Raw genomic sequence first — 23,809 nt, 5'->3', positions numbered from 1 at the left:
AGAGGGAGGGCGGCCCATGCTGGATCTGGCCCGGCTGCGGGCTCTGCACGCGGTCGCCGTGCACGGGTCGGTGAGCGCGGCGGCGACGGCGCTCGGCTACACCCCGTCCGCGGTGTCGCAGCAGATCGCCAAGTTGGAGCGGGAGACCCGCACCACCCTGCTGGAACGCCAGGGCCGGGGCATCGCGCTGACCGACGCGGCCCGGCACCTGGCCGCCACCGCCCAGCAGTTGCTGGCCATCGTCGAGCAGGCGGAGACCACGCTGGAGGAGCGCCGCGGCCGGCCCACCGGGCGGCTGGTGATCGGCGCGTTCGCCACCGCGGCACGCGGTCTGATGCCCCCGGTGCTGGCGCGGATGCGCGAGGAGCACCCCTCGCTGGACGCCCGGCTGCTGGAGGTGGACCCGCATCTGTCGGTGGACCTGGTGGCGCAGGGCGTGATCGACATGGCGGTCGCCCACGACTGGGACATCGCGCCGCTGCCCGCCCCGGAGGGGCTGGAGCGGGCGGTCATCGGGGACGACTCCTGCGACATCCTGGCCCCGGCCGGACATCCGCTGGCCGCACGCGGCCGGGAGCGCCCGCTGAGCCGCGACGATCTCCCGGGCCAGCGCTGGATCTGCCAGCCGCCGGGGTCGGTGTGCCACGACTGGCTGGTCCGTACGCTGCGGGCGACGGGCCATGAACCGGACCTCGCCTACCAGGCGGCGGAGAACCACACCCAGATCGCGCTGGTCGCGGCCGGTCTCGGTATCGCCCTGATGCCCCGTCTGGGGCGCGGCACGCTGCCGGAGGGGGTGACGGCGGTGTCCCTCGAACCGGTCCCGGTGCGACGGCTGTACGCGCTGTGGCGCACCGGCGCCTCCCGCCGTCCGGCCATCACCGAGACCGTCCGTCTGCTGCGCGAGCTCTGGCCCCAGCGCACCACATAAGCGGCGGGAGCCGTCCGACGGTCTGCCCGCCCGGCACCGTCCGGCGCCACCCGACCGCCCGGCACCGCCCGGCAGCGTCTGACACCCCGGCCCCGCCCGGCGGCCCGGCCGCCGGACGCCGTCGTGTCGGAGGGGCCGGTTCCGGGCCCGGCAGCCGGGCGCGCTGTCACCATGGGCGGGTGAGTCCCGTTCCTCACCACGGCGAGAGCGCCGCGTCGCACCCGGAACCGGCCCGCCGCGCCCGCCACGCCCACCGCGCGGTGGCGGCGTCGCTGCTGGCCGTGTCGCTGACCGCCATCTCCGCCGGCTGCGGCCGGCCGGACCCCGCCCCCGGCGCGCACCCCTCCCACAGCGCCTCCGGCACCTCCTCCCCGTCCCGTCACGACGGGCGGATCGACACCGGGCCCGCCCATGTCACCAGCGGCTCCGGCGGGGTCCCTGAGGTCCACGCCGTGCTCCGGGACGAGGCCGAGCTCAGCGCCTTCGCCCACCGCTTCGGCAATCGGGCCGACGCCATCACCGACGCGGCCCGGACCACCGACTTCTCGCGGACCGCACTGGTGGGCTGGTCCCTCACCACCGGATGCGCGAAGTGGCCGTCGGCGACGCTGCGGCGGTCCGGTCAGCTGCTGACGCTCATCGCCGGACGGCATCCCCCACCGCCGCCGGAGTGCTTCGTACCGTTCCATCTGATCGCCGTCTTCAGCGTGCCGAAGGAACGACTTCCATCAGAACCGGTCTTCTCCCGACCGAAGTTGAACCGAAAAAGCGATTCCCATTGACCCGGGTCCGCTGTGCACTGAACCGTGTCAGAGCAACCGCCAGCCGCCCCCTCCACCCCGACGGAAGGAGTGCGGGTGCCCGAGCCCACGTCACGCCGCGCCCTGCTCGCCGCCACCGCCGCCTCCGTGGCCGCCGCCGCGACCGCCTGCGCGCCGGGGGCGTCCGGCGACGCCCCGGCGCGCCACCCGTCCCCCGCCACCACCTCCCCGGCCCGCTCCGGCGGCGGGGCGGGCGCGGCCGGGGAGCGGACCTCGGCGCGCCGCGAGGGCACCGCCCGTAACCGGCACCGCGACCGCGTCGACGCGCTGATCGGGCGGATGACGCTCGACCAGAAGATCGGCCAGCTCTTCGTGATGCGGGTGTACGGACACTCGGCCACCGCGCCCGACCCCGCCGATGTCGCCGCGAACCAGAAGGAGCTGGGCGTCGCCAACGCCGCCGAGCTGATCGCCAAGTACCACGTCGGCGGGATCATCTACTTCGGCTGGACGCACAACATCCGCGATCCCCACCAGGTCGCCGCGCTCTCCAACGGCATCCAGAAGGCCGCGCTGCGGGACCGCGGGGCCCCCGTGCCCCTGCTGCTCTCCACGGACCAGGAGCACGGCATCGTGGCCCGTGTCGGGGCCCCCGCCACCCTCCTGCCCGGCGCGATGGCGCTCGGCGCGGGCGGCAGCGCGAAGGACGCCCGCGCCGCGGGCCGGATCGCCGGGGCCGAACTGGCCGCCCTCGGTATCCGCCAGGACTACGCCCCGGTCGCGGACGTCAATGTCAATCCGGCCAACCCGGTGATCGGTGTGCGGTCCTTCGGGGCCGATCCGCGGGCCGCCGCACGGCTGGTCGCCGCCCAGGTCGCCGGGTACCAGGGCGCGGGGGTGGCGGCCACGGCCAAGCACTTCCCCGGGCACGGCGACACCACCGTGGACAGCCATGTGGGACTGCCGGTGATCACCCACTCCCGCTCGGAGTGGGAGCGGCTGGACGCGCCGCCGTTCCGCGCCGCCATCGAGGCGGGCATCGACTCGATCATGACCGCGCATCTGCTGTTCCCGGCCCTGGACCCGGCCGACGACCCCGCCACCCTCTCCCGGCCCATCCTCACCGGTGTGCTGCGCGAGGAACTCGGCTACGACGGTGTGGTGGTCACCGACTCGCTCGGTATGCAGGGCGTACGGGAGAAGTACGGGGACGACCGGGTGCCGGTGCTCGCGCTCAAGGCGGGTGCGGACCAGTTGCTCAACCCGCCGGACCTGGCCGCCGCCTGGCGCGGGATGCACCGGGCCGTCCGGGACGGTGAGATCACCGAGGCGCGGATCGACACCTCGCTGCGGCGGATCCTGGAACTCAAGGCGCGCCGCGGCCTGTTCGACGACCCGTACACCAGCGCGCGGGAGGTGGACCGCACGGTGGGCACCGCCAAGCACCGCGCCGCCGCCGACCGGATCGTCGACCGCACCACCACCCTGCTCACCAACCGCGAGGGGCTGCTGCCGCTGTCCCGCAGACGCCACCGCCGCGTCCTGGTGGTGGGGGTGGACCCTGCCTCGCCGTCCGGCACCGGCGGGCCGCCCACGGCCGTGCTCGCGCGCGCCCTGAGCGGACTCGGCTTCGCGGCGGAGGCGCTGTCCACCGGCACGGGCACCGCGCCGGACCCCTCGCCCGCCCGGATCGACGAGGCGGTCGCGGCGGCCCGGGACCGGGACGCGGTGGTGGTGGCGACGTACAACGTGGGCGCCGGATCGTCGCAGCGGACCCTGGTCGCCGCGTTGGTGGCCACCGGGACACCGGTGGTGCACCTGGCCGTCCGCAACCCGTACGACATCGCGCGGCTGCGCGGCGCGGACACCGAGCCCGGGGCGTCGCTCGCCGCCTACTCGTGGACGGACGTGGAACTGCGCGCGGCGGCCCGGGTGATCGCGGGGAAGACCGGTCCGCGCGGACGGCTGCCGGTGGCGGTCCGGGACGCGGACGAGCCGTCCCGGGTGCTCTACCCGATCGGGCACGGTCTGTCCTACGACTGACCCGGCCGGCCCGGCTGACCGCGGAGAGCGGAGAGCCGGAAGGGGCCGGGGGCTGCCGCCCCCGGCCCCGTGGACCCCCGTCCCGCCGGAACGGGGACGAGGGATCCGGACGGCTTACGGCCGCAGCACCGGACGGCGCTCGACGTCCCGCTTGTCCAGCCGCTTGTCGGACGGCGCCAGCGGCTTCCCGGCCGGGGAGACCCCCGCCCACCGCTGGACCGCCGCGGTGGCCTTGGCCTTCTCACCGGCGGTCAGTCCGGCGATGTTCGAGCCGTGGTTGCCGCCCGCGACGGTGTAGACGTGGGAGTCCTCGGCGCCCTTGCCGAGCCGGAACGGCTCCGCGCCCCATGGGTCGTTCTGCCCGTACACGAACATCATCCGCTGCGCGTCATGGCGCACCCAGCTGTCCACGTCGCGCATCGCCCGGTTCTTGAAGTGCATGGGGATGTCCCGGGGGACGTAGTTGCGCGGGGCGTAGATGCCGGGGTAGCGCAGCAGCCCGTCCAGGTGGGGGGTGCGGAAGGTGGGCGAGCCCAGCTCGGTGCCCGCCTGGTAGTAGTACGGCGTGTAGGTCTCCAGGCCCTGGTCGGTGTAGGCCGAGAAGCCGGAGATCGTGTCGATGAAGTCGTAGAGCTCATCGGTCGGGGCGGTGGCCGCGGGGACGTCCGCGCAGTCCTTCTCCAGGCTGTACTGCCAGAAGGCCCACACCAGGTCCAGGACCACGTTCTCGTACGCCTTGTCGGCGCTGCCGATGACGGTGAAGGTCTGCTTCTCGTCGTCGGCCCACTTCTGGTAGCGCGCCACGATCTCGTCACGGCGCACCAGCGCCTCGCGCTGGACCGCGTTGAGCTTGGAGCGGCACTCGGCGGTGCCGACGTTGCGGAAGAACCGGTCGTAGGCCGAGTCCTCCTTGTTCACCACGTCGTTGGGGGCGACGTAGGCGACCGTTCCGGCCATGTCGCGCGGGAAGAAGCGGCGGTAGTAGGTCGCCGTCATCCCGCCCTTGCTGCCGCCTGTGGCCAGCCACTTCTCACCGTAGACGGGCTTCAGCGCCCGGTAGAGGCGGTGCTGGTCACTGGCCGCCTGCCAGATGTCCAGCTTCGACCAGTCGGCGGGCTGCGGCCGGGACGGCGTGAAGAATCGATACTCCATCGACACCTGGTTGCCGTCCACCAGCTGCGTCGGCTCACTGCGGCGCGGCGTGGTGGTGACGTTGTAGCCCGAGGTGTAGAACACGGTCGGCCGGTCGGTCGCCTTGTGCAGCAGGGTGAACCGCTGCTGGAAGGTCCCCTTCGACGGATGCCGGTGGTCCACCGGCTGGGTGTAGTTGAAGACGAGGAAGCGGTAGCCCTCGTAGGGCTTCTCCTCGACGAAGCTCATCCCCGGAATGGCGAGGACGCGTTCCTTGATGTCCGACTGCTGGGGCGCGGCCGGGCGCGCGGAGGCGTTCCCCGCCCCCATTCCGGCCGCCCCCACGAGTATCACCAGCGACAACAGCCATCTGAGCGCCTTGCCCATGCGGCCTCCTCTTCTTTTTCCCCTGGTTCCCCATGAATTCGCACAGGTCGCCGAGAACCTACTCGGGCCACACCCGGACCCGCTAGTGGTCTCTCCCCCACATCAACCCACGTCCGGATACGGAGAGTTGTTACCCCCGCCCTCTTTCGTAGCGGGCTGTGATGGCCCATGCTGCGTACATGGACCGAGACGAACGGCACGACCGGAGTGAACGGGCCGAGCGGCTGACGCGGTATCTGACGGAACTGCAGGAACGGATCGATCCGCGCTCGCTCGAGCTGCTGATGCGGCTGCTGCGCGAGCTGAGCACGTCACCGGCCGTCCGCGGGGGGACCTATGAGCTCGGTATGGGGCCGGAGGAGAAAGAGCTGTTCACCCCCGCTCTCCAGGCCGAACTGCTGGTGCTGTTCGGTCTGCTCACCTCCCAGGACGAGCGGGTGGTGGTCGACCTCGGCGACAGTCCGCACGCCAAGGGGATGAAGGTGCTGGTGCCCGAGGACCGCGCGGGCGACCCCGATTACCTGCACCGCCACAAGCAGCGGGTGGCCGCCGAGGCCGAGCAGCGGGAGCGGGACCGCCTGGAGGTGGAGGGCATCGCCCGGGTCAGCGGGATGGAGCCCTGACCCTCACCCAGCGTCACTCCTGACGAACGCCGAGAGTGACGGACGGCGGGGGCGATCGGCCCGCACGAGCGGACCGGCCGCGCCCCGCACCGGCCCATCCCCTCCCCGTCCGCGCGCCGGTTGCCCGGCCCCTGTGACGGCCCGCGCGACCGCCTACGCGCCGACCGGGGCCGCCTCCCCGGTGAAGGTGCGCCACAGCGCGGCGTAGCGGCCGTCCCGCGCCACCAGCTCCTCATGGGTGCCGTCCTCGACGACCCGGCCGTGGTCCAGGACCACCACCCGGTCCGCCCGGGCCGCGGTGGTCAGCCGGTGGGCGACCACCAGGGTGGTGCGGCGCCCCGCCAGCCGGTCGGTCGCCTGGTTGACCAGGGCCTCGGTGGCCAGGTCCAAGGCGGCGGTGGCCTCGTCCAGCAGCAGGATGTCCGGGTCCACCAGCTCCGCCCGCGCCAGCGCGATCAACTGCCGCTGTCCGGCGGAGAGATTGCGCCCGCGCTCGGTGACCGGGTGGAGATAGCCCCCGTCCAGCGAGGCCACCATGGCGTGCGCGCCGACCGCCCGCGCGGCCGCCTCCACCTCGGCATCGCTCGCGTCGGGCCGTCCGTAGGCGATGGCGTCGCGCACCGTACCGGGGAAGAGGTACGGCTCCTGGGGAACGACGCCCAGGCGGTTGCGGTAGCCGGTGAGGTCCAGTTCGCGCAGGTCCGTACCGTCGACGCGGACCGCGCCCCCGGTCGGGTCGTAGAACCGGGCCACCAGCTTGACCAGGGTGGACTTACCCGCACCGGTCTCCCCGACGAAGGCCACGGTCTGGCCCGCGGGAACCGTGAGCGAGACGCCCGACAGCGCCTCCTCGCCCTCGTCGCCGTAGCGGAAGCGCACCTCGTCGAAGGTGACATCGCCGCGGACGGCGGAGACCGCGCGCGGTGTCCCGGCCGCCGGGGTGCTGGTCGGCTCCCGCAGCAGCTCCTGGATCCGGCCGAGCGAGACGCTGGCCTGCTGATAGCCGTCGAAGACCTGGGAGAGCTGCTGCACCGGGGCGAAGAACAGGTCGATGTAGAGCAGGTAGGCGACCAGCGCGCCCGCGGTCAGCGTGCCGTCCCCGACCCGTCCGGCGCCCACGATCAGCACCAGCGCGGCGGCGGTGGACGACAGCAGCTGGACGAACGGGAAGTACACCGAGATCAGCCACTGGCCGCGCACCCGCGCCTGGCGGTAGTCGTCGGAGCGCCCGGCGAACCGCTCCCGGCCCGAGCCCTCGCGGCGGAACGCCTGGACGATCCGCAGACCCGCCACGCTCTCCTGGAGATCGGCGTTGACCACGCTGACCCGTTCGCGCGCCAGCTCGTACGCCTTGACGCTCTGCCGCCGGAAGAAGACGGTGCCGATGACCAGCGGCGGCAGGGTCGCGAAGACCACCAGCGCCAGCTGGACGTCGATCACCAGCAGGGCGACCAGGATGCCGAAGAAGGTGAACAGGCTGACCACGGCGGTGACCAGGCCGGTCTGGAGGAACGTCGACAGCGCGTCCACGTCCGTGGTCATCCGGGTCATGATCTTGCCGGTCAGCTCGCGCTCGTAGTAGTCGAGTCCGAGCCGCTGCAACTGCGCGAAGATCTTGACGCGCAGCGCGTAGAGCACCCGTTCACCGGTGCGCCCGGTCATCCGGGTCTCACCGATCTGCGCCGCCCACTGGGCGAGGACGACGACGAGCGCGAGCCCGGAGGCGGCCCAGACCGCCCCCAGAGCCAGCCGCTGGACGCCGTCGTCGATGCCGTGCCGGATGAGGACCGGCAGCAGCAGCCCGGCGAGCGCGTCGATGGTCACCAGCAGCAGGGAGATCAGCAGCGGCGCGCCGAAGCCGCGCAGCAACTGCCGCAGCCCGTACGCCGTCTCGGGGCGCACCGCGCGCTCCTCGTCGACGTCCGGGGTGTCGGTGGCGGGCGGCAGGGCCTCGACCTTGGCCAGCAGATCGGGGGTGGCGGGCATCCCGGAGAGCGCCCCGGCGATCCCGGGGGCGGGCGCGGCGGCAGGGGCGGGGGCGCCGTCCCGCCCGGCCGGTGCGTCCTCCTCGTCCGTGCGCCGCACCCACAGTCCGGGGGTCACGGCGGGGACGGCGCCATCGGCCGCGGCGGCGCGCTCGGGGTCGTCGCCGCCGTGCGGACGCCGCCGGGCGGCCGCGGTCAGCCCGGCCAGATCGGGGGCGCACCGCTCGTCGGCGGATGGACCGTCGGTGTCGGCCGGGAACGGGCACGCGGAGCCGTCCCGGTGGCCGTCGAGGTCCGCATCGGCCAGACCGGTGGCCGACGCCTCGCCGTCGAACGCCCCGGCCGCGGACATCCGCCAGGGCTCGTCGGTCCGGTCCGCCACCGGGGCGCTGTGGTCCGGGTCGTCACCACCGCGCGGGACCGGCCGGCCCGCGGGGTCGCGGCTGACCCCGCCGAGCTCGTCCGGGTCGGTGAGCAGCCGCCGGTACAGCGTGCACCGCCCGCGCAGCTCCTCGTCGGTGCCGACGTCCACCAGCCGGCCGCGGTCGAGGACGGCGACCCGGTCGGCGAGGGCGAGCGTGGAGAGGCGGTGGGCGATCAGCAGGGTGGTGCGCCCGGCCATCACCCCGCGCAGCGCCTCGTGGATCTCGTGCTCGACGCGGGCGTCGACGGCCGAGGTGGCGTCGTCCAGGACCAGCAGCCGGGGGTCGGTGAGGATCGCGCGGGCCAGCGCCAGGCGCTGGCGCTGGCCGCCGGAGAGAGTGAGCCCCTGCTCGCCGACCTGGGTGTCGTAGCCGTCGGGCAGTGCGGCGATGAAGCCGTCGGCCTGAGCGGCGCGGGCGGCGGCCCGGATCCGCTCCTCGGTGGCGTCCGGCAGCCCATAGGCGAGGTTGGCGCGGACCGTGTCGGAGAAGAGGAAGCTGTCCTCCGGCACCAGCCCTATGGCCGCGCGCAGCGAGGCGTAGCTCAGCTCGCGCACATCGTGGCCGCCGACCCGGACCGCGCCGGAGGTCACGTCGTAGAAGCGGGGCAGCAGCATCGACAGGGTGGACTTGCCGCTTCCGGAGGCGCCGACGACGGCCAGGGTCTCCCCCGGTTCGATGCGCAGCGAGACGTCCGAGAGCACCGGGCGGTCGGCGTCGTACCCGAAGGTGACCCGGTCGAACTCGACGGTGGCGGGCGCGTCCTCGGGCAGTTCGCGGGCGTCGGGGCGCTCGGCGATGGCGGGTTCGGTGTCGATGAGCTCGAAGACGCGCTCCACTCCGGCCCGTGCCTGCTGGCCGACGGTCAGCATCATGGTGAGCATCCGGACCGGGCCCACCAGCTGGGCGAGGTAGGTGGAGAAGGCGACGAAGGTGCCGAGGGTGATCTGCCCGCGGGTGGCCATCCAGCCGCCGAGCGCCAGCATGGCGACCTGGCCGAAGGCGGGGACGGCCTGGAGCGCCGGGGTGTAGCGGGAGTTGAGCCGGACGGTGCGCAGCCGGGCGGCGAACAGCTCCCGGCTGACCCCGCGCAGCTTGCCGGTCTCCTGGCCCTCCTGGCCGAAGCCCTTCACCACGCGGACACCGGTGACGGCCCCGTCGACGACTCCGGCGACGGCCGCCGCCTGCCCCTGGGCGTACCAGGTGGCCGGGAACAACCGGACCCGGCTGCGTGAGGCGATGATCCACAGAGCCGGGGCGACGGCCAGCGCGACCACCGTGAGCAGGGGTGAGAGCACCGCCATCACCACGAGGGACACCAGGAAGAGCAGGATGTTGCCGATCATCATCGGCACCATGAACAGCAGGCCCTGGATCAGCTGGAGGTCGCTGGTGGCCCGGCCGACGATCTGGCCGGTGGACAGCTCGTCCTGGCGTCTGCCGTCCAGGCGGGAGATCGAGGCGTACATCTCGGTGCGCAGATCGTGCTGGACGTCGAGCGCGAGCCGTCCGCCGTAGTAGCGGCGGACGTAGGTGAGGCCGTAGACCACGAGGGCGGCGACGATCAGGAGGGTGGCCCAGGGCGTCATCGACCGGTCATGGCCGACGATCACATCGTCGATGATCAGCTTGGTGACCAGCGGGACCAGCGCCATGACGGCCATACCGCCGAGCGAGGAGCCGAGGGCCAGCAGCACATTGCGCCGGTACCGCCAGCTCCAGCGGGTCAGCCGCCGCACCCAGCCCTGTTGTGTCCCCGGCTCATCCGCCGCCACGTCCGTCACCCCGTGTCCCTCCGACTCTCCAGTCCTGCCGGAAGGCACCAACACACGGCCGGGCGGATTTCATCCTGCCGCAACAAAAGCCGTCCCGGACGGACACCCGGAGTGGCCGGATCACGCCGCCGCGCTGTCCTCCGGTGGCGCGGTGACCGCGGCGCAGCGCGCGGCGATCTCGTCCATGCCGAGGCCGAGGGTGGCGGCCAGGGTCGCGATGGTGAAGAAGGCGGGAGTGGGGGCCCGGCCGGTCTCGATCTTGCGGAGGGTCTCCGCGGAGATCCCGGCCGCGGCGGCGATCTCGGCCATGCTGCGTTCGCCCCGGGCCTGCCGCAGCAGGGCGCCGAGGAAGCGGCCGCGTTCGCGTTCCAGCGGAGTGAGAGGGGTGCGCACCATGACCGTGATACTAATACCGGTATAAGAATTGGGTCGCCGAGGGCTCGCCCCGGCGGTGACGGAAGGCAGCACCCCCATGGTGGAGATCAAGACCGATGCGTCCCTGGACGCGATGCGCGAGGCGGGCCGGGTCGTGGCCACCGCCCTCGCCGCCGTCCAGGAGGCCGCCGCGGTGGGCGTGTCGCTGCGACAGTTGGACGAGACGGCGCGGACCGTGCTGCACGAGGCCGGAGCGGGCTCCCCCTTCCTCGGCTACCGCCCCCAGTTCGCCCCGACCCCCTTCCCGGCGGTCATCTGCGCCTCGGTCAACGACGCGATCGTCCACGGCATCCCGAACGGCTACCGGCTGCGCGACGGCGACCTGGTGAGCATCGACTGCGGCGCGACGGTGGACGGCTGGGCCGGTGACGCCGCCGTGAGCTTCATCGTCGGCACCCCGCGCCCGCAGGACCAGCAGCTGATCGAGACCACCCGGCGGGCCCTGGCGGCGGGGATCGAGGCGGCCGTCGTCGGGGCGCGCCTCGGTGACATCTCGCACGCGGTCGGCGCGGTCGGCCGTGCCGCGGGCTACGGCATCCCCGCGGACTTCGGCGGCCACGGCATCGGCCGCCGGATGCACGAGGACCCGCCGGTGCCCAACGAGGGCCGTCCCGGCCGCGGTCTGCCACTGCGGCACGGGCTGGTGCTGGCCATCGAGCCGATGTTCATGGCGGGCGGGCGGGACGACTACACCGCCGACCCCGACGGCTGGACGCTGCGCACCGTCGACGGCACCCGGGCCGCCCACTGCGAGCACACGGTGGCCATCACCGAGGACGGCCCCCGCGTCCTGACCGCGCTGTGACCGCCTGAGAGCCCGGCGCGGCGGCGGGGCCGCACCGCGCACCGGTCCGGACAAGGGCGCACGGGGGATCGGACGGATGCACGCGGAATCGGTCCGATGCGGACTGTTCACCACCGAACCGTTCATCAAACATTGATGGCCGCTCGGGATGATCGCACCGAGCGATGACCCGATACGGGAGGGTGATGACCGGGATGGTGCTTGCCTACGACAACATCCCGCCCGCCGAGCGGTTCGCGGCGTGGCGCGCCCTGTCCGAGGAGGTGTCCATCCCGGTGGAGCTGCGCTCGGACCACGAGGACGACTTCGACGCCACGATGCGGGGCGTCGGTCTGGGCGAGGTCTCGCTCTCCTACACCTCCGTACCGTCCCTGCGGAACAGCCGGTCGGCGGCGCACATCCGGCGCTCGGACCCCGAGCTCTACCACCTGCTGCTGGTGGTGCGCGGGGAGACCGATCTGTCGCACGCGGGGTGGAACACCACACTGGGCAGACGGCAGTTCATGCTCACCTCCACCTCCCGGCCGTACCACGGGGCCAGTGTGCGGGGCCGGGTGGAGGAGATGTCGGTGGCGATCCGCCCCGCGCTGCTGCCGTTCCCGCCGGATGAGCTCGACCGGCTGCTCGGACGGTCCCTGTCCGGGCGCGAGGGGATCGGGGCGATGCTCGCCGACTTCCTCACCCGGCTGGCGACCGAGGGCGACCGGCTGCGTCCTTCCGACGCGCCGCGGCTGGGCACCGTCCTGCTCGACCTGCTCACCGCGCTGCTCGCACATGAACTCGACGCCGGAGAGGGCCGCGACACCACCGCCGTCACCCCGGAGAGCCGGCGGCGCGCCCTGTTCCTGCGGATCGAGGACTTCGTCCAGCGGAACCTGCACCGGCCGGAGCTGAGCCCGGCCTCGGTCGCCGCCGCCCACCACATCTCGCTGCGGTACCTCTACCGCCTCTTCGAGCAGCGGGGCCACACCGTCTCCGCGTGGATCCGCGCCCAGCGGCTGGAGCGGTGCTGCCGCGATCTCGCCGATCCCGCGCAGAGCGCCACCCCCATCCACGCCATCGCCGCCCGCTGGGGATTCAGCCACGCCGCGGACTTCAGCCGCGCCTTCCGCGGCGCCTACGGCGTCGCGCCCCGGGACTTCCGCCAGGAGGCGCTGGTCGCAGGCAGGCAGGGCTCCCCCCGTCGAAACCCTGCCTACCTGACCTGATCAGCATGGCCCGCCGGGGGCCGGGGTGTCGTTGGCATCCCTTGCACAGTTCTTGACGCCCTGTGCACGCCGCCGGGCAACGCCGTCACGGGCACGCCGTACGACACCCCCGCCGGGCGGTCAGCGCTCGCGCGTCACCTTCAACTCCGCGACGCCCGCCCGCTTCTTGTCGTCCGACGAACGCACCGTCACCCGGACGTAGCGGGCCGGTCCCGCACCCGCCGGACGCCAGTGGTGGCCGTCGAGCGAGGTCCGCACCCGGTACGAGGCGGGCCGCACCGAGGTCCACTCGGGGGTGACCTCCGCCCCGCGCACCACCCGGCCGAGGTCGGCGGTGAGCGTGCCCTCGGCGGCGTTCGGCACCCAGGCGGTGGCCTCGCCGCCGTCCACGGCGGCGCCCGCGTACATCCCCGGCTCCTCCGAACTCGCCGTCGCCTTCACGCAGCGGGCGGCATTGTCCGTCGGCCGCAGGTCCGGACGGCGGGTCGGGAGCACCGCGGGGGCGTCCCGGCTCACGGTCCGCTTCCCGCCCCGCGGCGTCTCGATGGTGAACGGCGCACCGCCGGTCAGCCGGACGGTCGTCTCCCGCGGGCCGATCGCCACCTCGTAGGTGCGCCCCTGCCAGCGCAGTCCGCGCAGGGTGACACCGTCGTGGAGCTGCGGCGGCAGCATCGGGTCCAGCCGCACCCGGTCCTCCTCCGCCCGCAGCCCGGTCAGCCCGTGGGTGAAGACCTGGAGGAAACCGCCCTTGCCGGTCAGGAAGTCCTGCGCCGGGGAACCGGACAACGGGTCCTGCGCACCGGCCTTCTGCCCCCGCGCCTCGGAGAACTGATGGAACGGACCGCGGACGAACGGCTTGATGGAGCGCATCAGATAGGTGTACGACGAGCAGCCGGGCTCACCGATGGCGGCGGCGTCGATGGCGTGCACCGAGTCCGTCATGGCCGGGCCGTCGGGGTCGGTGTGCCCGGCGTAGTAGTCCAGGGTCCGGGCGGCGGTCCCGCCCTTCATGGGCCACTGGAGCGGATACATCAGCAGCACGGTGTCCGCCTGCTTGATCATCGACCCCTGGTAGCCGCGGTACTGCTGGAAGACTCCCTTCTTCTTGTCGTAGGGGATCCGCAGCCGGTCGGCGATCCGGGTCCAGGCGGCGGGGGCGTCCTCGCCGAGCAGCCGGGCGGCGCGGGCGGCGTGGCGCAGCGCGGTGGCGGCGCCCGCGTTGGTGAAGACCGCGTCGTCCACGCCGTTGCTGTACTCGTCCGGTCCGGCCACGTTCTTGACGGAGTAACTGCCGTCGTCGTTCCGGGTGGCGCGGCCCGCCCAGAACTCGGCGATCCCCTTGAGCACCGGCCAGCCGCGGTCGCGCAGCCAGCCGCGGTCCCCGGTCGCCTGGTAGTACTGCCAGGCGGCGAGGGCGATATCGCTCTGGAGGTGGTTCTGGGTGCGGCAGTGCGGCGGGTCCCAGCTGTGGCACTCGGTCCACAGCCCGCCCCGGGAGGCGCTGGTCCAGGGGTAGAACAGCCCCGGGTAGCCCAGCTTGCGGGCGTTCGCACGAGCGCCCGAGCGGGTCTTGTAGCGGTACTCCACCACGGACCTGGCCAGTTGGGGATGGGTGGCCAGCAGCCCGGGGTACATCCAGGTCTCGGCGTCCCAGAAGACCAGACCGCCGTAGTTGTCGCTGGTCAGTCCGGTGGGCGCGATGCTGTTACGGGATCCGGCACGGGTGGCGGACAGCAGTCCGTACTGGGCCGAGCGCACCCAGGAGCGCAGTTCGGCCCGGTCGCGCCCGGCCACCTCGATGTCCGAGCGCCACAGCTTCCGCCAGGCGGCGGTGTGCGACGCGAACAGCGCGTCCCAGCCCCGGTCCGCGGCGCGCCGGGAGGCGGCGAGGGCATCGGCGCGCGGGGCGCGGGAGGTCAGGGCGGTGTCGACGCCGACGTACTTGGTGAAGGCGTAGGAACGGCCGCGCTGGACCGGGAAGCGCAAGCCCTGACGCGCGCTCAGCTTCCCGGAGGCGCCGGGGGTTCCCTGGGCCCGTGCCCGCACCCCGTGGCCGGGGCGCAGGGTGGAGGCCACGGTCCCTTCGGTGCGGGTGCCGTCGGTGCGGAATCCGACGTCCACCGAACCGCCCCGGTGGGCACCGCCGCCGGTCCCGGTCAGCCGCCGGGCGCCGCGTCCGTCGAGCCGGTCGGTGACCGTGGCCCGTCCGCTCCAGTGCGGGGTCATCCGCAGCCGTACGGCGCCGACATGGGCGTCGCGGCGGTCGGCGAGGACGTCGTAGGTGAGGTCGGTGGCCCGGCCGTCGGACGCGGTCCAGGTGAGCGAGGTGCGCACCAGACCGCAGCGCATCAGGACGGTCTGCCGGTAGTCGGAGATCCGGCCCGGGGACGTCCCCGGGCCGAAGGTCTCGCCCGCGGCGCCCCCGGTGGCCACCTCGAGGGTGGACCAGGTCGGGATGGCCGCGGCGACCTGCCGGTCGTCGGTGGTCTGCTTGTTGTGCGCGTAGAGCCCGGAGACGAAGGAACCGTCGTAGCGCGGGGTGAACAGCGGCCAGCCGGTCTTGTCACCGCCTCCCGAGTAGCCGGTGCCCTGGGGCGGCACCCGCTGTCCGAGGTAGCCGTTGCCGACGTAGGCGTGGTAGCTGTCCTTCGGATCGATCCGGTGGGACGACAGCGACCAGCCGTCGGACGGGCGGCCGCCGGAGCCGTCCGTGCAGGACCCGGCGGCATCCCCTTCCGCCGTGGACGGTTCGGACACGGGGCCGGCCGAAGCCGTGGGTACCGCCGCGATCAGCCCGCAGACGACGAGCGGTGCGATCAGCCGGGCGGCGCGGGGCGGCCGGGGGGTGGAGTACGTCATTGTTCTCCGTCGTGGTTCGCCGATGACGGTCGCAGCGACCATAAAGAAGTGAACACAACGGGTCAATGGATCGACGAATGTCTTCAATGTATGAACACAAGACGCCCGTACGGCGAGGGAATGGCATGGGTGGCCCGGTCACCTCCGCGTGCCGGGCGGTCCCCGACGCGCGCGTACCGCCCCGGGGAAGCACGGAGCGGTACGGCGGACAGGGGTTCGCCGCCGCCGGGTTGTCATCGGTGCCGAAGGTGCCGAGGTCAAGCCACGCGCTCCAGGTCTGGCCGTTCCAGAAGCGGTGCAGCATCTGGTGGTCACGGCCCTTTGGCGAAGACATCGAGCCGGTCCGGACCCCAGCTGCGCACCCCCGGTCCGAGAGGGCGTTGGATCCGATGTCCCGCCAGGTCGACCAGGTGCTGCCGTTGAGCACCCGGTGCCACAGGGTGTTGCTGGCCGCCCCCGGCGCCACCAGGTCGACGGCGGGGCCGTCGCGTGCAGCACCTGGTAGGTGTCGCTCAGGCCGAACAGATCGACGCGGTCCTCCTTCGCCGAGGCGGCGGCCCGGCCACCACCGTCATCCGCTCCGCTACCCGGGACGCGGCGCTCGGCGCCGACAGGATCGACCCGCCGACATCCTCCCCGTCGCTCCAACTCCCCATGAGGGGCCTCCTTTTCGCCGGCCGTTTGCCGGACGGAGGACATGGGAACGGCCGCCACTCGATGGCGCGTGGAGTCTCCTACGCGGCCGGGTCGGGCGCCGCCGTGCGCGGGCGGCGCCCGACCCGGGCGTCGGTCGAGAGGTGCGGAGGAGGTCACTCGCTCCGGGAGGCGGCGATCTGGCGGGCCATGATCGTCGTCAGCTCGTAGGCGGTGTGCGAGGCGGCCACCGAGGTGATCTCGGCATGGTCGTACGCCGGGGCCACCTCGACGAGGTCGGCCGAGACCAGGTGGCAGCCGGCCAGCCCGCGCAGGATCTCCAGCAGCTCGCGGGAGGTCAGGCCGCCCGCCTCGGGGGTGCCGGTGCCCGGCGCGTGGGCCGGGTCCAGGACGTCGATGTCGATGGAGATGTACAGCGGACGGTCACCGATGCGCTGGCGCAGCTGGTCGGTGATCTCGTCCACACCGCGCCGCATGACATCGGCGGAGGTGACGATGCCGAAGCCCATCTTGGCGTCGTCGTCCAGGTCCTTCTTCCCGTAGAGCGGACCCCGGGTACCGACGTGCGAGAGGGCGGAGGTGTCGAGGATGCCCTCCTCGACCGCGCGCCGGAACGGCGTGCCGTGGGTGTACTCGGCGCCGAAGTAGGTGTCCCAGGTGTCCAGGTGGGCGTCGAAGTGGAGCAGGGCCACCGGGCCGTGCTTTCGGGCCACCGAGCGCAGCAGCGGGAGGGCGATGGTGTGGTCGCCGCCCAGGGTCATCAGCCGGGCGCCGCTGTCCAGGAGGTCGTCGGCCGCGGCCTGGACCGTCTCGACGGCCTCGTTGATGTTGAACGGGTTGGCGGCGATGTCACCGGCGTCGGCCACCTGCGCCAGAGCGAAGGGCGAGGCGTCCTGTGCCGGGTTGTAGGGGCGCAGCAGCCGGGACGCCTCACGGATGGCGTTGCCGCCGAACCGCGCGCCCGGCCGGTAGGAGACACCGCTGTCGAAGGGCACACCGACCACGGCGACGTCCGCGGTGCCGCCGACCTCGTCCACGCGCGGCAGCCGGGCGAAGGTCGCGGGGCCGGCGAAGCGCGGGACACGGGAGGAGTCGACGGGGCCGACGGGGGCGGCGGACTGCCGGGGTGCTGTGGTCATACGGAGGAGCGTAGGCAGATCCGCCCGCGCGTCACATGTACGTTCCCGAGGATCCGGCGCCCGTCATTTGGACATCGCGTCCACTTGCTCAGCCCTCCTGCGACGGGCCTCCCAGCAGCCCGGAAGCGTTCTTGACCGGGTCGGCCGGGGTCGCGTCCGGCGCAGGGAAGCAGGTGAAACCCAGACGCGTCATGGCGCGGGTGACCTCACCCGCGGTGAAGTCGCGCCGGTCCTGGCGGGTGACCACCGCCCCGACCTGCTTCACCGGGTAGGTGCGGCGCCCGATGCGGACCGAGGGGCCGGTGATGGGCTCGGGGCTGACGCCGGTCATCGCCTCCGTCACCTCCCGAGCGGTCAGGTCGAAGGCGAAATTGGCGATAATGCAGCGCATAGTGCCTCAACGGGGAGAGTGGGGAATCGGGAAATCCAGCGTCCCACACCGGGCGGCACAGGGGAAGCGCCCCAAAACCTCGCGGGTTCCCCCACCCGGCGGGGACACGTGCTATAGTTGCCTGCAGTTGCAGTTTTGGTACCCATGAACTTCGTGTGCGCCTGACGGGATGTAGCCATCAGGCGCATTTTGTTTTTACCGGTCATTTCCGGATGGGGTCATTGCGGCGACACGGGATCCGAAGAATTCGGGTTCCGACTCAGCCCCCATTGAAGGAGATTGACATGGCTACTGGCACCGTGAAGTGGTTCAACTCGGAAAAGGGCTTCGGCTTCATCGAGCAGGACGGTGGCGGCGCCGACGTCTTCGCCCACTACTCGAACATCGCCGCCCAGGGCTTCCGTGAGCTGCACGAGGGCCAGAAGGTGTCGTTCGACGTCACGCAGGGCCAGAAGGGCCCGCAGGCCGAGAACATCGTTCCCGCCTGACGCGTCACGGCTTGACAGCCGGGGCCCGCACCTGACGAGGGTGCGGGCCCCGGCTCGTTCATGCCGTGCGCACGGCCCCGCGGCGGCGCCGTCAGCGCCCTGCGCACGGCAGGTCACGTGACCCTCGTCACGCCGTGACCGGCCCGGTCCGCCACGCGATGGACGCCCCCATTCCGCCTCGGCAGGGGCGACAATGGGCCACATGCCCATACCCAGTACCGTGCCCAGTCGTGCCGAGCTGATCGACCACCTTGTCCGGACCCGCATCGCGGGCGATGTCGCCACTCCCCGGGAGAACAACCTCTCCCACTACCGCAAGCTGGCGAATGGCGACCGCCACTACTGGCTCGGCCTGGAGCTGGGCGACCGCTGGACCGACGAACAGGACGTGCTGGCCGTCATGGCGGAGCGGTGCGGGGTGATCGACGATCCGCAGCACCGCTCGGGTCAGGACACCATCGACCCCGAGCTCACGGTCGGCGCACTGGACCGGATGGCGTCGGTGCTGCGGAAGGCGGCCGAGACCCAGGAGCGGGTGCTCTTCGCCACCGGCCACCCCGGCGGGCTGCTGGAGGTCCACCGGGCCACCGCTTCGGCGCTGCGGGCAGCGGGCTGCGACATCGTGGAGATCCCCGGCGGGCTCCAGGCGGACGAGGGGTACGTCTTCCAGTTCTGCGACGTGGCGATGCTGGAGCGCGGGGCCACCCTCTGGCACACCCACTCCCCCGCGCCGATGGCGGCGATCCTGGACGGGCTGGCCCGTGAGGGGCGCCCGCTGCCCGATCTGGTGGTCGCCGACCACGGCTGGGCCGGCTGCGCCGGACAGCGGGGCATCGACGCCGTCGGGTACGCGGACTGCAATGACCCCGCCCTCTTCCTCGGTGAGTCCGAGGGCAGCCTCTCGGTGGTCGTCCCGCTGGACGACCACGTCACCAATCCGCGGTTCTACGACCCGATGACCGCCTATCTGCTGGACGCGGCGGGGCTCGAACCCCGCTTCTGACGCGCCGGGCCCCGGTACGTCGCCCCGGCGCACCGAGGCGTTCGCCCGCTCACGCGCCGAGGCGCCGAGCCATCGGGCACTCCGGCACCACGGGCGCGCGTCCCCGCCGCGCGCCGGGCCCCGGACCCTCGCCGCAGGTCCGGGAGACCGCCGTCACGCCTTGTGCGGCACCCGCATGACGCCCTCCTGGATCACCGAGACGGCCAGCCGCCCGTCGGCGGTGAAGATCCGGCCCTTGGCGAGGCCGCGTCCGCCGGACGCCGAGGGGCTCTCCTGGTCGTACAGCAGCCAGTCGTCCACCCGGAGCGGCCGGTGGAACCACATGGCGTGGTCGAGGCTGGCGCCGACGATGTCCCCCACCACCCAGCCGCCCCGGCCGTGCGCGAGCAGCACCGAGTCCAGCAGGGTCATATCGGAGACGTAGGTGGCCAGGCAGACGTGGAGCAGCGGGTCGTCGGCCACGCCGTCCAGTTTGCCGTTGGTCCGGAACCACACCCGCGACTTCGCCTCACGCGGCCGTCCGACGCTGCCGTAGGGCGGCTCATCCACGTACCGCAGGTCCACCGCCGCCCGGGACATCAGCATCCGTCTGCTGACCTCCGGCCGGATGAGGTCCTTGTAGCGGGGCAGCAGTTCCTCGGCGGTCGGCAGGGACAGCGGATCGGGGACGTCCGGCATCGGCTCCTGGTGCTCGAGCCCTTCCTCGTACGTCTGGAACGACGCCGACAGGTGGAAGATCGGCTGACCGTGCTGGACGGCCACCACCCGGCGGGTGGTGAAGGACCGGCCGTCGCGGATCCGGTCCACCGTGTAGACGATGGGCGCCCCGGGGTCGCCGGGCCGCAGGAAGTAGGCGTGCAGCGAATGCGCCGAACGGTCGTCAGGGACGGTGCGGCCCGCGGCCACCAGCGCCTGTGCGGCCACCTGGCCGCCGAAGACCCGGGGCACCATGGGCGCGGCGTCGCTGGTGCCGCGGAAGATGTCCCGCTCGATCCGCTCGAGGTCGAGCAGTTCGAGCAGGCCCTGGAGTGCGTCATTCATGGTTCGCGCAGTCTTGCAGAGCGATACCGCGGCAGGGGCGCCGACGGGCGGGGCGGGCGGCCATCACAGCCCCATCGACTTGGCGACGATCGAGCGCATGACCTCGCTGGTGCCGCCGTAGATGCGGTTGACGCGGGTGTCCGCGTACAGCCGGGCGATGGGGTACTCCATCATGTAGCCGTAACCGCCGTGCAGCTGGAGGCACTTGTCGATGACGACATTGGCGCGCTCGGTGGTGAACAGCTTGGCGGAGGCGGCGTCGGCGGCGGTCAGCTCACCGGCGTCGTGCGCGTCCAGCGCCCGGTCCACGACCGCCTGCATCGCGTCCACCTCGGACTTGCAGTCGGCGAGCGTGAACTTGGTGTTCTGGAAGGACGCCACCGACTTCCCGAAGACCGTGCGGTCCTGGACGTAGCCCTTGGCGAACTCCACGGCGGCGGCCGCCTGGGCGTAGGCGCCGATGGCGATGCCCAGCCGCTCCTGGGGCAGGTTGTGGGCGAGGTAGCCGAACGCCTTGCCCTCCTCGCCGAGCAGGTCCTCCACCGGCACCTTGACGTCCGTGAAGGAGAGTTCGGCGGTGTCGGAGGTCTTCAGGCCGAGCTTCTCCAGCCGCCTGCCGACCGCGTAACCCTCGCTCGTGGTGTCGACCACGAGGATGGATATGCCCGCGCGGCGGTCCTCGGCGGTGGCGGGGGCGGTGCGGGCGCAGACCAGCACCCGGTCGGCGAGCACCCCGCCGGTGATGAAGGTCTTGGCACCGTTGAGGACGTAGTGGGTGCCGTCCTCGGAGAGCTTGGCGGTGGTCTTCATACCCGCCAGGTCCGAACCGGTGCCGGGCTCGGTCATGGCGATGGCGGTCATCATCTCGCCGCTGACGAAGGGCGGCAGCCAGCGCCGCTTCTGCTCCTCGGTGGCGTACGCCAGCAGATAGGGCAGACACAGCGCGGTGTGCACCCCGCTGCCGCCGAAGCTGACCCCGGCGCGGGCGCACTCCTCGGTGATCACCGCGTTGAACTTGAAGCTGGTCTCGCCCGCGCCGCCGTACTCCTCGGGGACCTCGATCCCGAAGACGCCCAGCTCACCGAGTTTCTTGTAGAACTCACGGGGGGCCTGACCGGCCTCGCGCCATGCGTCGTAGTACGGCACGACCTCGGCCGCGATGAAGTCACGGATGGTCTGCCGGAACGCCTCGTGGTCCTCGTTGAACACCGTGCGGCGCATCAGCCACTCCCTACTCGTTCTCGCGGCCCGGCCACCTCCGCCCGCGCGGCCGTGGCCGCGCGCCGCCGTGGTCGCACCATGCCGGGTTGACAGCAGGCGCCTAAGCGCTTGCTCAGCGAAAGCTACCGGCCGGTCAGCGACCCTGTCCAGAGGAACCGTCGGCGGCGTGGGCGGCCGCGAAGGCGCCCAGCGCCAGCCGGTGCAGCAGGGCGGCGGTGGCCTCGCGACCGGGGAGCGCGCCGGGGCGGCCGAGGTGCGGGGTGGAGTTCAGCAGCCCGAAGACGGCGTGCACACAGGCGCGGGCCTCGGCCTCGGCGAGCCCGGGGTAGACCGTGCGCACCACCTCGACCCACAGCTCCACGTACTGCCGCTGGAGCGAGCGCACCAGCTTGCGGTCGGTGTCCCGGAGCCGGTCCAGCTCACGGTCGTGGAGGATGATCAGCGGCCGGTCGTCCAGGGCGAAGTCGATATGCCCCTCGATGAGGGAGTCCAGCACCCCGGCCGGGCTCAGACCGCCGCCCTCGGCCTCGGCGGCGCGCCTCTTCCCGCCGGTCAGCAGCCGGCCGCTGATGCCCACCAGGAGCTCCGCGAGCATCGCCTCCTTGCCCGCGAAGTGGCGGTAGAGGCCGGGGCCGCTGATACCGACCGCCGCGCCTATCTCGTCGACGCCGACACCGTGGAACCCGCGCTCGGCGAAGAGCCGCGCGGCCTCCTTGAGGATCTGTTCACGGCGGGTCGGGGCGGGGGCATGCGTGCTCATGAAATCAATTCTAGACAGCGGGGTTAGTGGTCGTTAACCTGATGGGTGGGTTAACGCTTATTAACCCGTCCGGCGAAGCGAGCGAGGGGGCTCGAACCGATGGAGCAGGCACCGGTGCTGCGGAGCGGCGCCGACCCGGCGTCCGACGCCTGGAAGGCCAATGAGGCCGCGCACCGCGAGCTGGCCGCGCGCCTGCGCGAGAAGCTGGCCGCGGCGCGGCTGGGAGGCGGCGAGAAGGCGCGGGCGCGCCACACCTCGCGCGGCAAGCTGCTGCCGCGCGACCGGGTGGACACCCTGCTGGACCCCGGCTCCCCCTTCCTGGAGCTGGCCCCGCTCGCGGCCGACGGGATGTACGGCGGGCAGGCCCCGGCGGCGGGTGTGATCGCCGGGATCGGCCGGGTCGCGGGCCGCGAGGTGGTCGTGGTCGCCAATGACGCCACCGTCAAGGGCGGCACCTACTACCCGATGACGGTGAAGAAGCATCTGCGCGCCCAGGAGGTCGCGCTGGAGAACAGGCTGCCGTGTGTCTATCTGGTCGACTCCGGCGGCGCCTTCCTCCCGATGCAGGACGAGGTCTTCCCCGACCGTGACCACTTCGGCCGGATCTTCTTCAACCAGGCGCGGATGTCCGGCGCCGGGATCCCCCAGGTCGCGGCGGTGCTCGGATCCTGCACCGCGGGCGGCGCCTATGTCCCGGCGATGAGCGACGAGGCGGTCATCGTGCGCGGCCAGGGCACCATCTTCCTGGGCGGGCCGCCGCTGGTGAAGGCGGCCACCGGTGAGGTGGTCACCGCCGAGGAGCTGGGCGGCGGGGAGGTCCACTCCCGGGTCTCCGGCGTCACCGACCACCTCGCCGAGGACGACGCCCACGCGCTGCGGATCGTCCGCGACATCGTCGCCACCCTGCCGTCCTCCCCCGCCCAGCGGGGCGCGCTGCCCTGGCGGGTGGAGCCGTCCCAGGAGCCCGCGGTGGACCCCGCGGGGCTGTACGGGGCGGTGCCGGTCGACTCCCGCACCCCGTACGACGTGCGCGAGGTGATCGCGCGGGTGGTGGACGGCTCGCGGTTCGCCGAGTTCAAGGCCGAGTTCGGCACCACGCTGGTCACCGGCTTCGCCCGGATCATGGGCCACCCGGTGGGCATCGTCGCCAACAACGGCATCCTGTTCTCCGAATCCGCCCAGAAGGGCGCCCACTTCATCGAGCTGTGCGACCAGCGCGGTATCCCGCTGGTCTTCCTGCAGAACATCTCGGGCTTCATGGTCGGCCGCAGCTATGAGGCGGGCGGTATCGCCAAGCACGGCGCCAAGATGGTCACCGCCGTGGCCTGCACCCGGGTCCCCAAGCTCACCGTGGTGGTGGGCGGTTCCTACGGCGCGGGGAACTACTCGATGTGCGGCCGGGCCTATTCACCGCGCTTCCTGTGGATGTGGCCCAACGCCAAGATCTCGGTGATGGGCGGTGAGCAGGCCGCCTCGGTGCTCGCCACCGTCAAGCGCGACCAGCTCGAAGCGCGCGGCGAGGAGTGGAGCGCCGAGGACGAGGAGGCGTTCCGCGCCCCGGTCCGCGAGCAGTACGAGACCCAGGGCAGCGCCTATTACGCCACCGCCCGGCTGTGGGACGACGGAGTGATCGACCCCCTGGAGACCCGTACGGTGCTCGGTCTCGCGCTCACGGCGTGTGCGAGCGCCCCGCTGCCCGAGAAGGACCCCGCGGCGCCCGGCTACGGCGTCTTCCGGATGTGAGGGG

The 23,809-nt window shown here is 72.6% G+C and carries 18 protein-coding genes; 9 read left to right on the top strand and 9 right to left on the bottom strand.

Going from position 1 to position 23,809, the window contains the following annotated elements; genetic code table 11:
• Positions 1 to 16 precede the first annotated feature (16 nt).
• The 3 genes from AC07FT_RS15720 to AC07FT_RS15710 all read left to right on the top strand — a co-directional run bounded on the left by AC07FT_RS15720 (position 17) and on the right by AC07FT_RS15710 (position 3,735).
• A complete protein-coding gene (locus AC07FT_RS15720) occupies positions 17 to 931 on the top strand; it encodes a LysR family transcriptional regulator (protein WP_479176683.1) in 915 nt (304 codons plus the stop codon).
• Positions 932 to 1,110: 179 nt separating this feature from the next.
• Entirely contained in the window at positions 1,111 to 1,713 is a 603-nt protein-coding gene (locus AC07FT_RS15715) for a hypothetical protein (RefSeq protein ID WP_479176682.1), read from the top strand.
• A gap of 75 nt (positions 1,714 to 1,788) precedes the next feature.
• Positions 1,789 to 3,735, top strand: a complete 1,947-nt coding sequence (locus AC07FT_RS15710; RefSeq protein ID WP_479176681.1) for a glycoside hydrolase family 3 protein — start codon at positions 1,789 to 1,791, stop codon at positions 3,733 to 3,735.
• A gap of 114 nt (positions 3,736 to 3,849) precedes the next feature.
• Here AC07FT_RS15710 and AC07FT_RS15705 read toward each other — a convergent pair whose 3' ends face one another.
• On the bottom strand, positions 3,850 to 5,253 hold the full coding sequence (locus AC07FT_RS15705; protein WP_479176680.1) for a S28 family serine protease: 1,404 nt from the start codon (positions 5,251 to 5,253) through the stop codon (positions 3,850 to 3,852).
• 179 nt (positions 5,254 to 5,432) lie between these two features.
• Here AC07FT_RS15705 and AC07FT_RS15700 point away from each other — a divergent pair, with 179 nt between their 5' ends.
• The gene (locus tag AC07FT_RS15700; RefSeq protein ID WP_471204125.1) at positions 5,433 to 5,876 is read left to right on the top strand and encodes a hypothetical protein; all 444 of its coding nucleotides are present in this window, start codon (positions 5,433 to 5,435) and stop codon (positions 5,874 to 5,876) included.
• A 153-nt stretch (positions 5,877 to 6,029) separates the two neighbouring features.
• On the opposite strand, the gene AC07FT_RS15695 is transcribed toward AC07FT_RS15700, so the two are convergent.
• On the bottom strand, positions 6,030 to 10,067 hold the full coding sequence (locus tag AC07FT_RS15695; protein ID WP_479176679.1) for an ABC transporter ATP-binding protein: 4,038 nt from the start codon (positions 10,065 to 10,067) through the stop codon (positions 6,030 to 6,032).
• A gap of 111 nt (positions 10,068 to 10,178) precedes the next feature.
• Entirely contained in the window at positions 10,179 to 10,454 is a 276-nt protein-coding gene (locus tag AC07FT_RS15690; RefSeq protein ID WP_471204130.1) for a helix-turn-helix domain-containing protein, read from the bottom strand.
• A 76-nt stretch (positions 10,455 to 10,530) separates the two neighbouring features.
• Here AC07FT_RS15690 and map point away from each other — a divergent pair, with 76 nt between their 5' ends.
• Together map and AC07FT_RS15680 are read left to right on the top strand one after the other, a co-directional pair.
• The gene (map, locus tag AC07FT_RS15685) at positions 10,531 to 11,298 is read left to right on the top strand and encodes a type I methionyl aminopeptidase (protein ID WP_479176678.1); all 768 of its coding nucleotides are present in this window, start codon (positions 10,531 to 10,533) and stop codon (positions 11,296 to 11,298) included.
• A 185-nt stretch (positions 11,299 to 11,483) separates the two neighbouring features.
• A complete protein-coding gene (locus tag AC07FT_RS15680; RefSeq protein WP_471204133.1) occupies positions 11,484 to 12,506 on the top strand; it encodes an AraC-like ligand-binding domain-containing protein in 1,023 nt (340 codons plus the stop codon).
• A 120-nt stretch (positions 12,507 to 12,626) separates the two neighbouring features.
• Here the strand turns inward: AC07FT_RS15680 and AC07FT_RS15675 are convergent, their stop codons facing one another.
• The 3 genes from AC07FT_RS15675 to AC07FT_RS15665 all read right to left on the bottom strand — a co-directional run bounded on the left by AC07FT_RS15675 (position 12,627) and on the right by AC07FT_RS15665 (position 17,549).
• Positions 12,627 to 15,365 (bottom strand): glycosyl hydrolase family 65 domain-containing protein, encoded by a 2,739-nt coding sequence (locus AC07FT_RS15675; RefSeq protein ID WP_479176677.1) that lies wholly within the window; start codon positions 15,363 to 15,365, stop codon positions 12,627 to 12,629.
• A gap of 809 nt (positions 15,366 to 16,174) precedes the next feature.
• A complete protein-coding gene (gene speB, locus AC07FT_RS15670) occupies positions 16,175 to 17,158 on the bottom strand; it encodes an agmatinase (protein WP_479176676.1) in 984 nt (327 codons plus the stop codon).
• A gap of 88 nt (positions 17,159 to 17,246) precedes the next feature.
• Positions 17,247 to 17,549 carry an SCO5918 family protein gene (locus AC07FT_RS15665; protein ID WP_471204141.1) on the bottom strand — a complete coding sequence of 101 codons (303 nt, stop codon included), beginning with the start codon at positions 17,547 to 17,549 and terminating at the stop codon, positions 17,247 to 17,249.
• A 284-nt stretch (positions 17,550 to 17,833) separates the two neighbouring features.
• On the opposite strand from AC07FT_RS15665, the gene AC07FT_RS15660 reads away from it, so the two are divergent.
• A complete protein-coding gene (locus AC07FT_RS15660; RefSeq protein ID WP_254740681.1) occupies positions 17,834 to 18,037 on the top strand; it encodes a cold-shock protein in 204 nt (67 codons plus the stop codon).
• A gap of 193 nt (positions 18,038 to 18,230) precedes the next feature.
• Positions 18,231 to 19,040, top strand: coding sequence for a phosphatase (locus tag AC07FT_RS15655; protein WP_431771114.1), 810 nt, complete (start codon positions 18,231 to 18,233; stop codon positions 19,038 to 19,040).
• A 153-nt stretch (positions 19,041 to 19,193) separates the two neighbouring features.
• Here the strand turns inward: AC07FT_RS15655 and AC07FT_RS15650 are convergent, their stop codons facing one another.
• The 3 genes from AC07FT_RS15650 to AC07FT_RS15640 all read right to left on the bottom strand — a co-directional run bounded on the left by AC07FT_RS15650 (position 19,194) and on the right by AC07FT_RS15640 (position 22,062).
• Entirely contained in the window at positions 19,194 to 20,081 is an 888-nt protein-coding gene (locus AC07FT_RS15650) for an acyl-CoA thioesterase (RefSeq protein ID WP_479176675.1), read from the bottom strand.
• Between the two features lie 63 nt (positions 20,082 to 20,144).
• The gene (locus AC07FT_RS15645) at positions 20,145 to 21,302 is read right to left on the bottom strand and encodes an acyl-CoA dehydrogenase family protein (protein WP_479176674.1); all 1,158 of its coding nucleotides are present in this window, start codon (positions 21,300 to 21,302) and stop codon (positions 20,145 to 20,147) included.
• Positions 21,303 to 21,435: 133 nt separating this feature from the next.
• Entirely contained in the window at positions 21,436 to 22,062 is a 627-nt protein-coding gene (locus AC07FT_RS15640; RefSeq protein ID WP_479176673.1) for an SACE_7040 family transcriptional regulator, read from the bottom strand.
• A 99-nt stretch (positions 22,063 to 22,161) separates the two neighbouring features.
• Here AC07FT_RS15640 and AC07FT_RS15635 point away from each other — a divergent pair, with 99 nt between their 5' ends.
• The gene (locus AC07FT_RS15635) at positions 22,162 to 23,805 is read left to right on the top strand and encodes a carboxyl transferase domain-containing protein (RefSeq protein ID WP_254740688.1); all 1,644 of its coding nucleotides are present in this window, start codon (positions 22,162 to 22,164) and stop codon (positions 23,803 to 23,805) included.
• Positions 23,806 to 23,809 lie beyond the last annotated feature (4 nt).

Source organism: Streptomyces sp. NPDC045899, from assembly GCF_056431485.1.
Note: the sequence above shows the minus strand (reverse complement) of the source record. Positions and strands in the feature narration are given on the sequence as shown.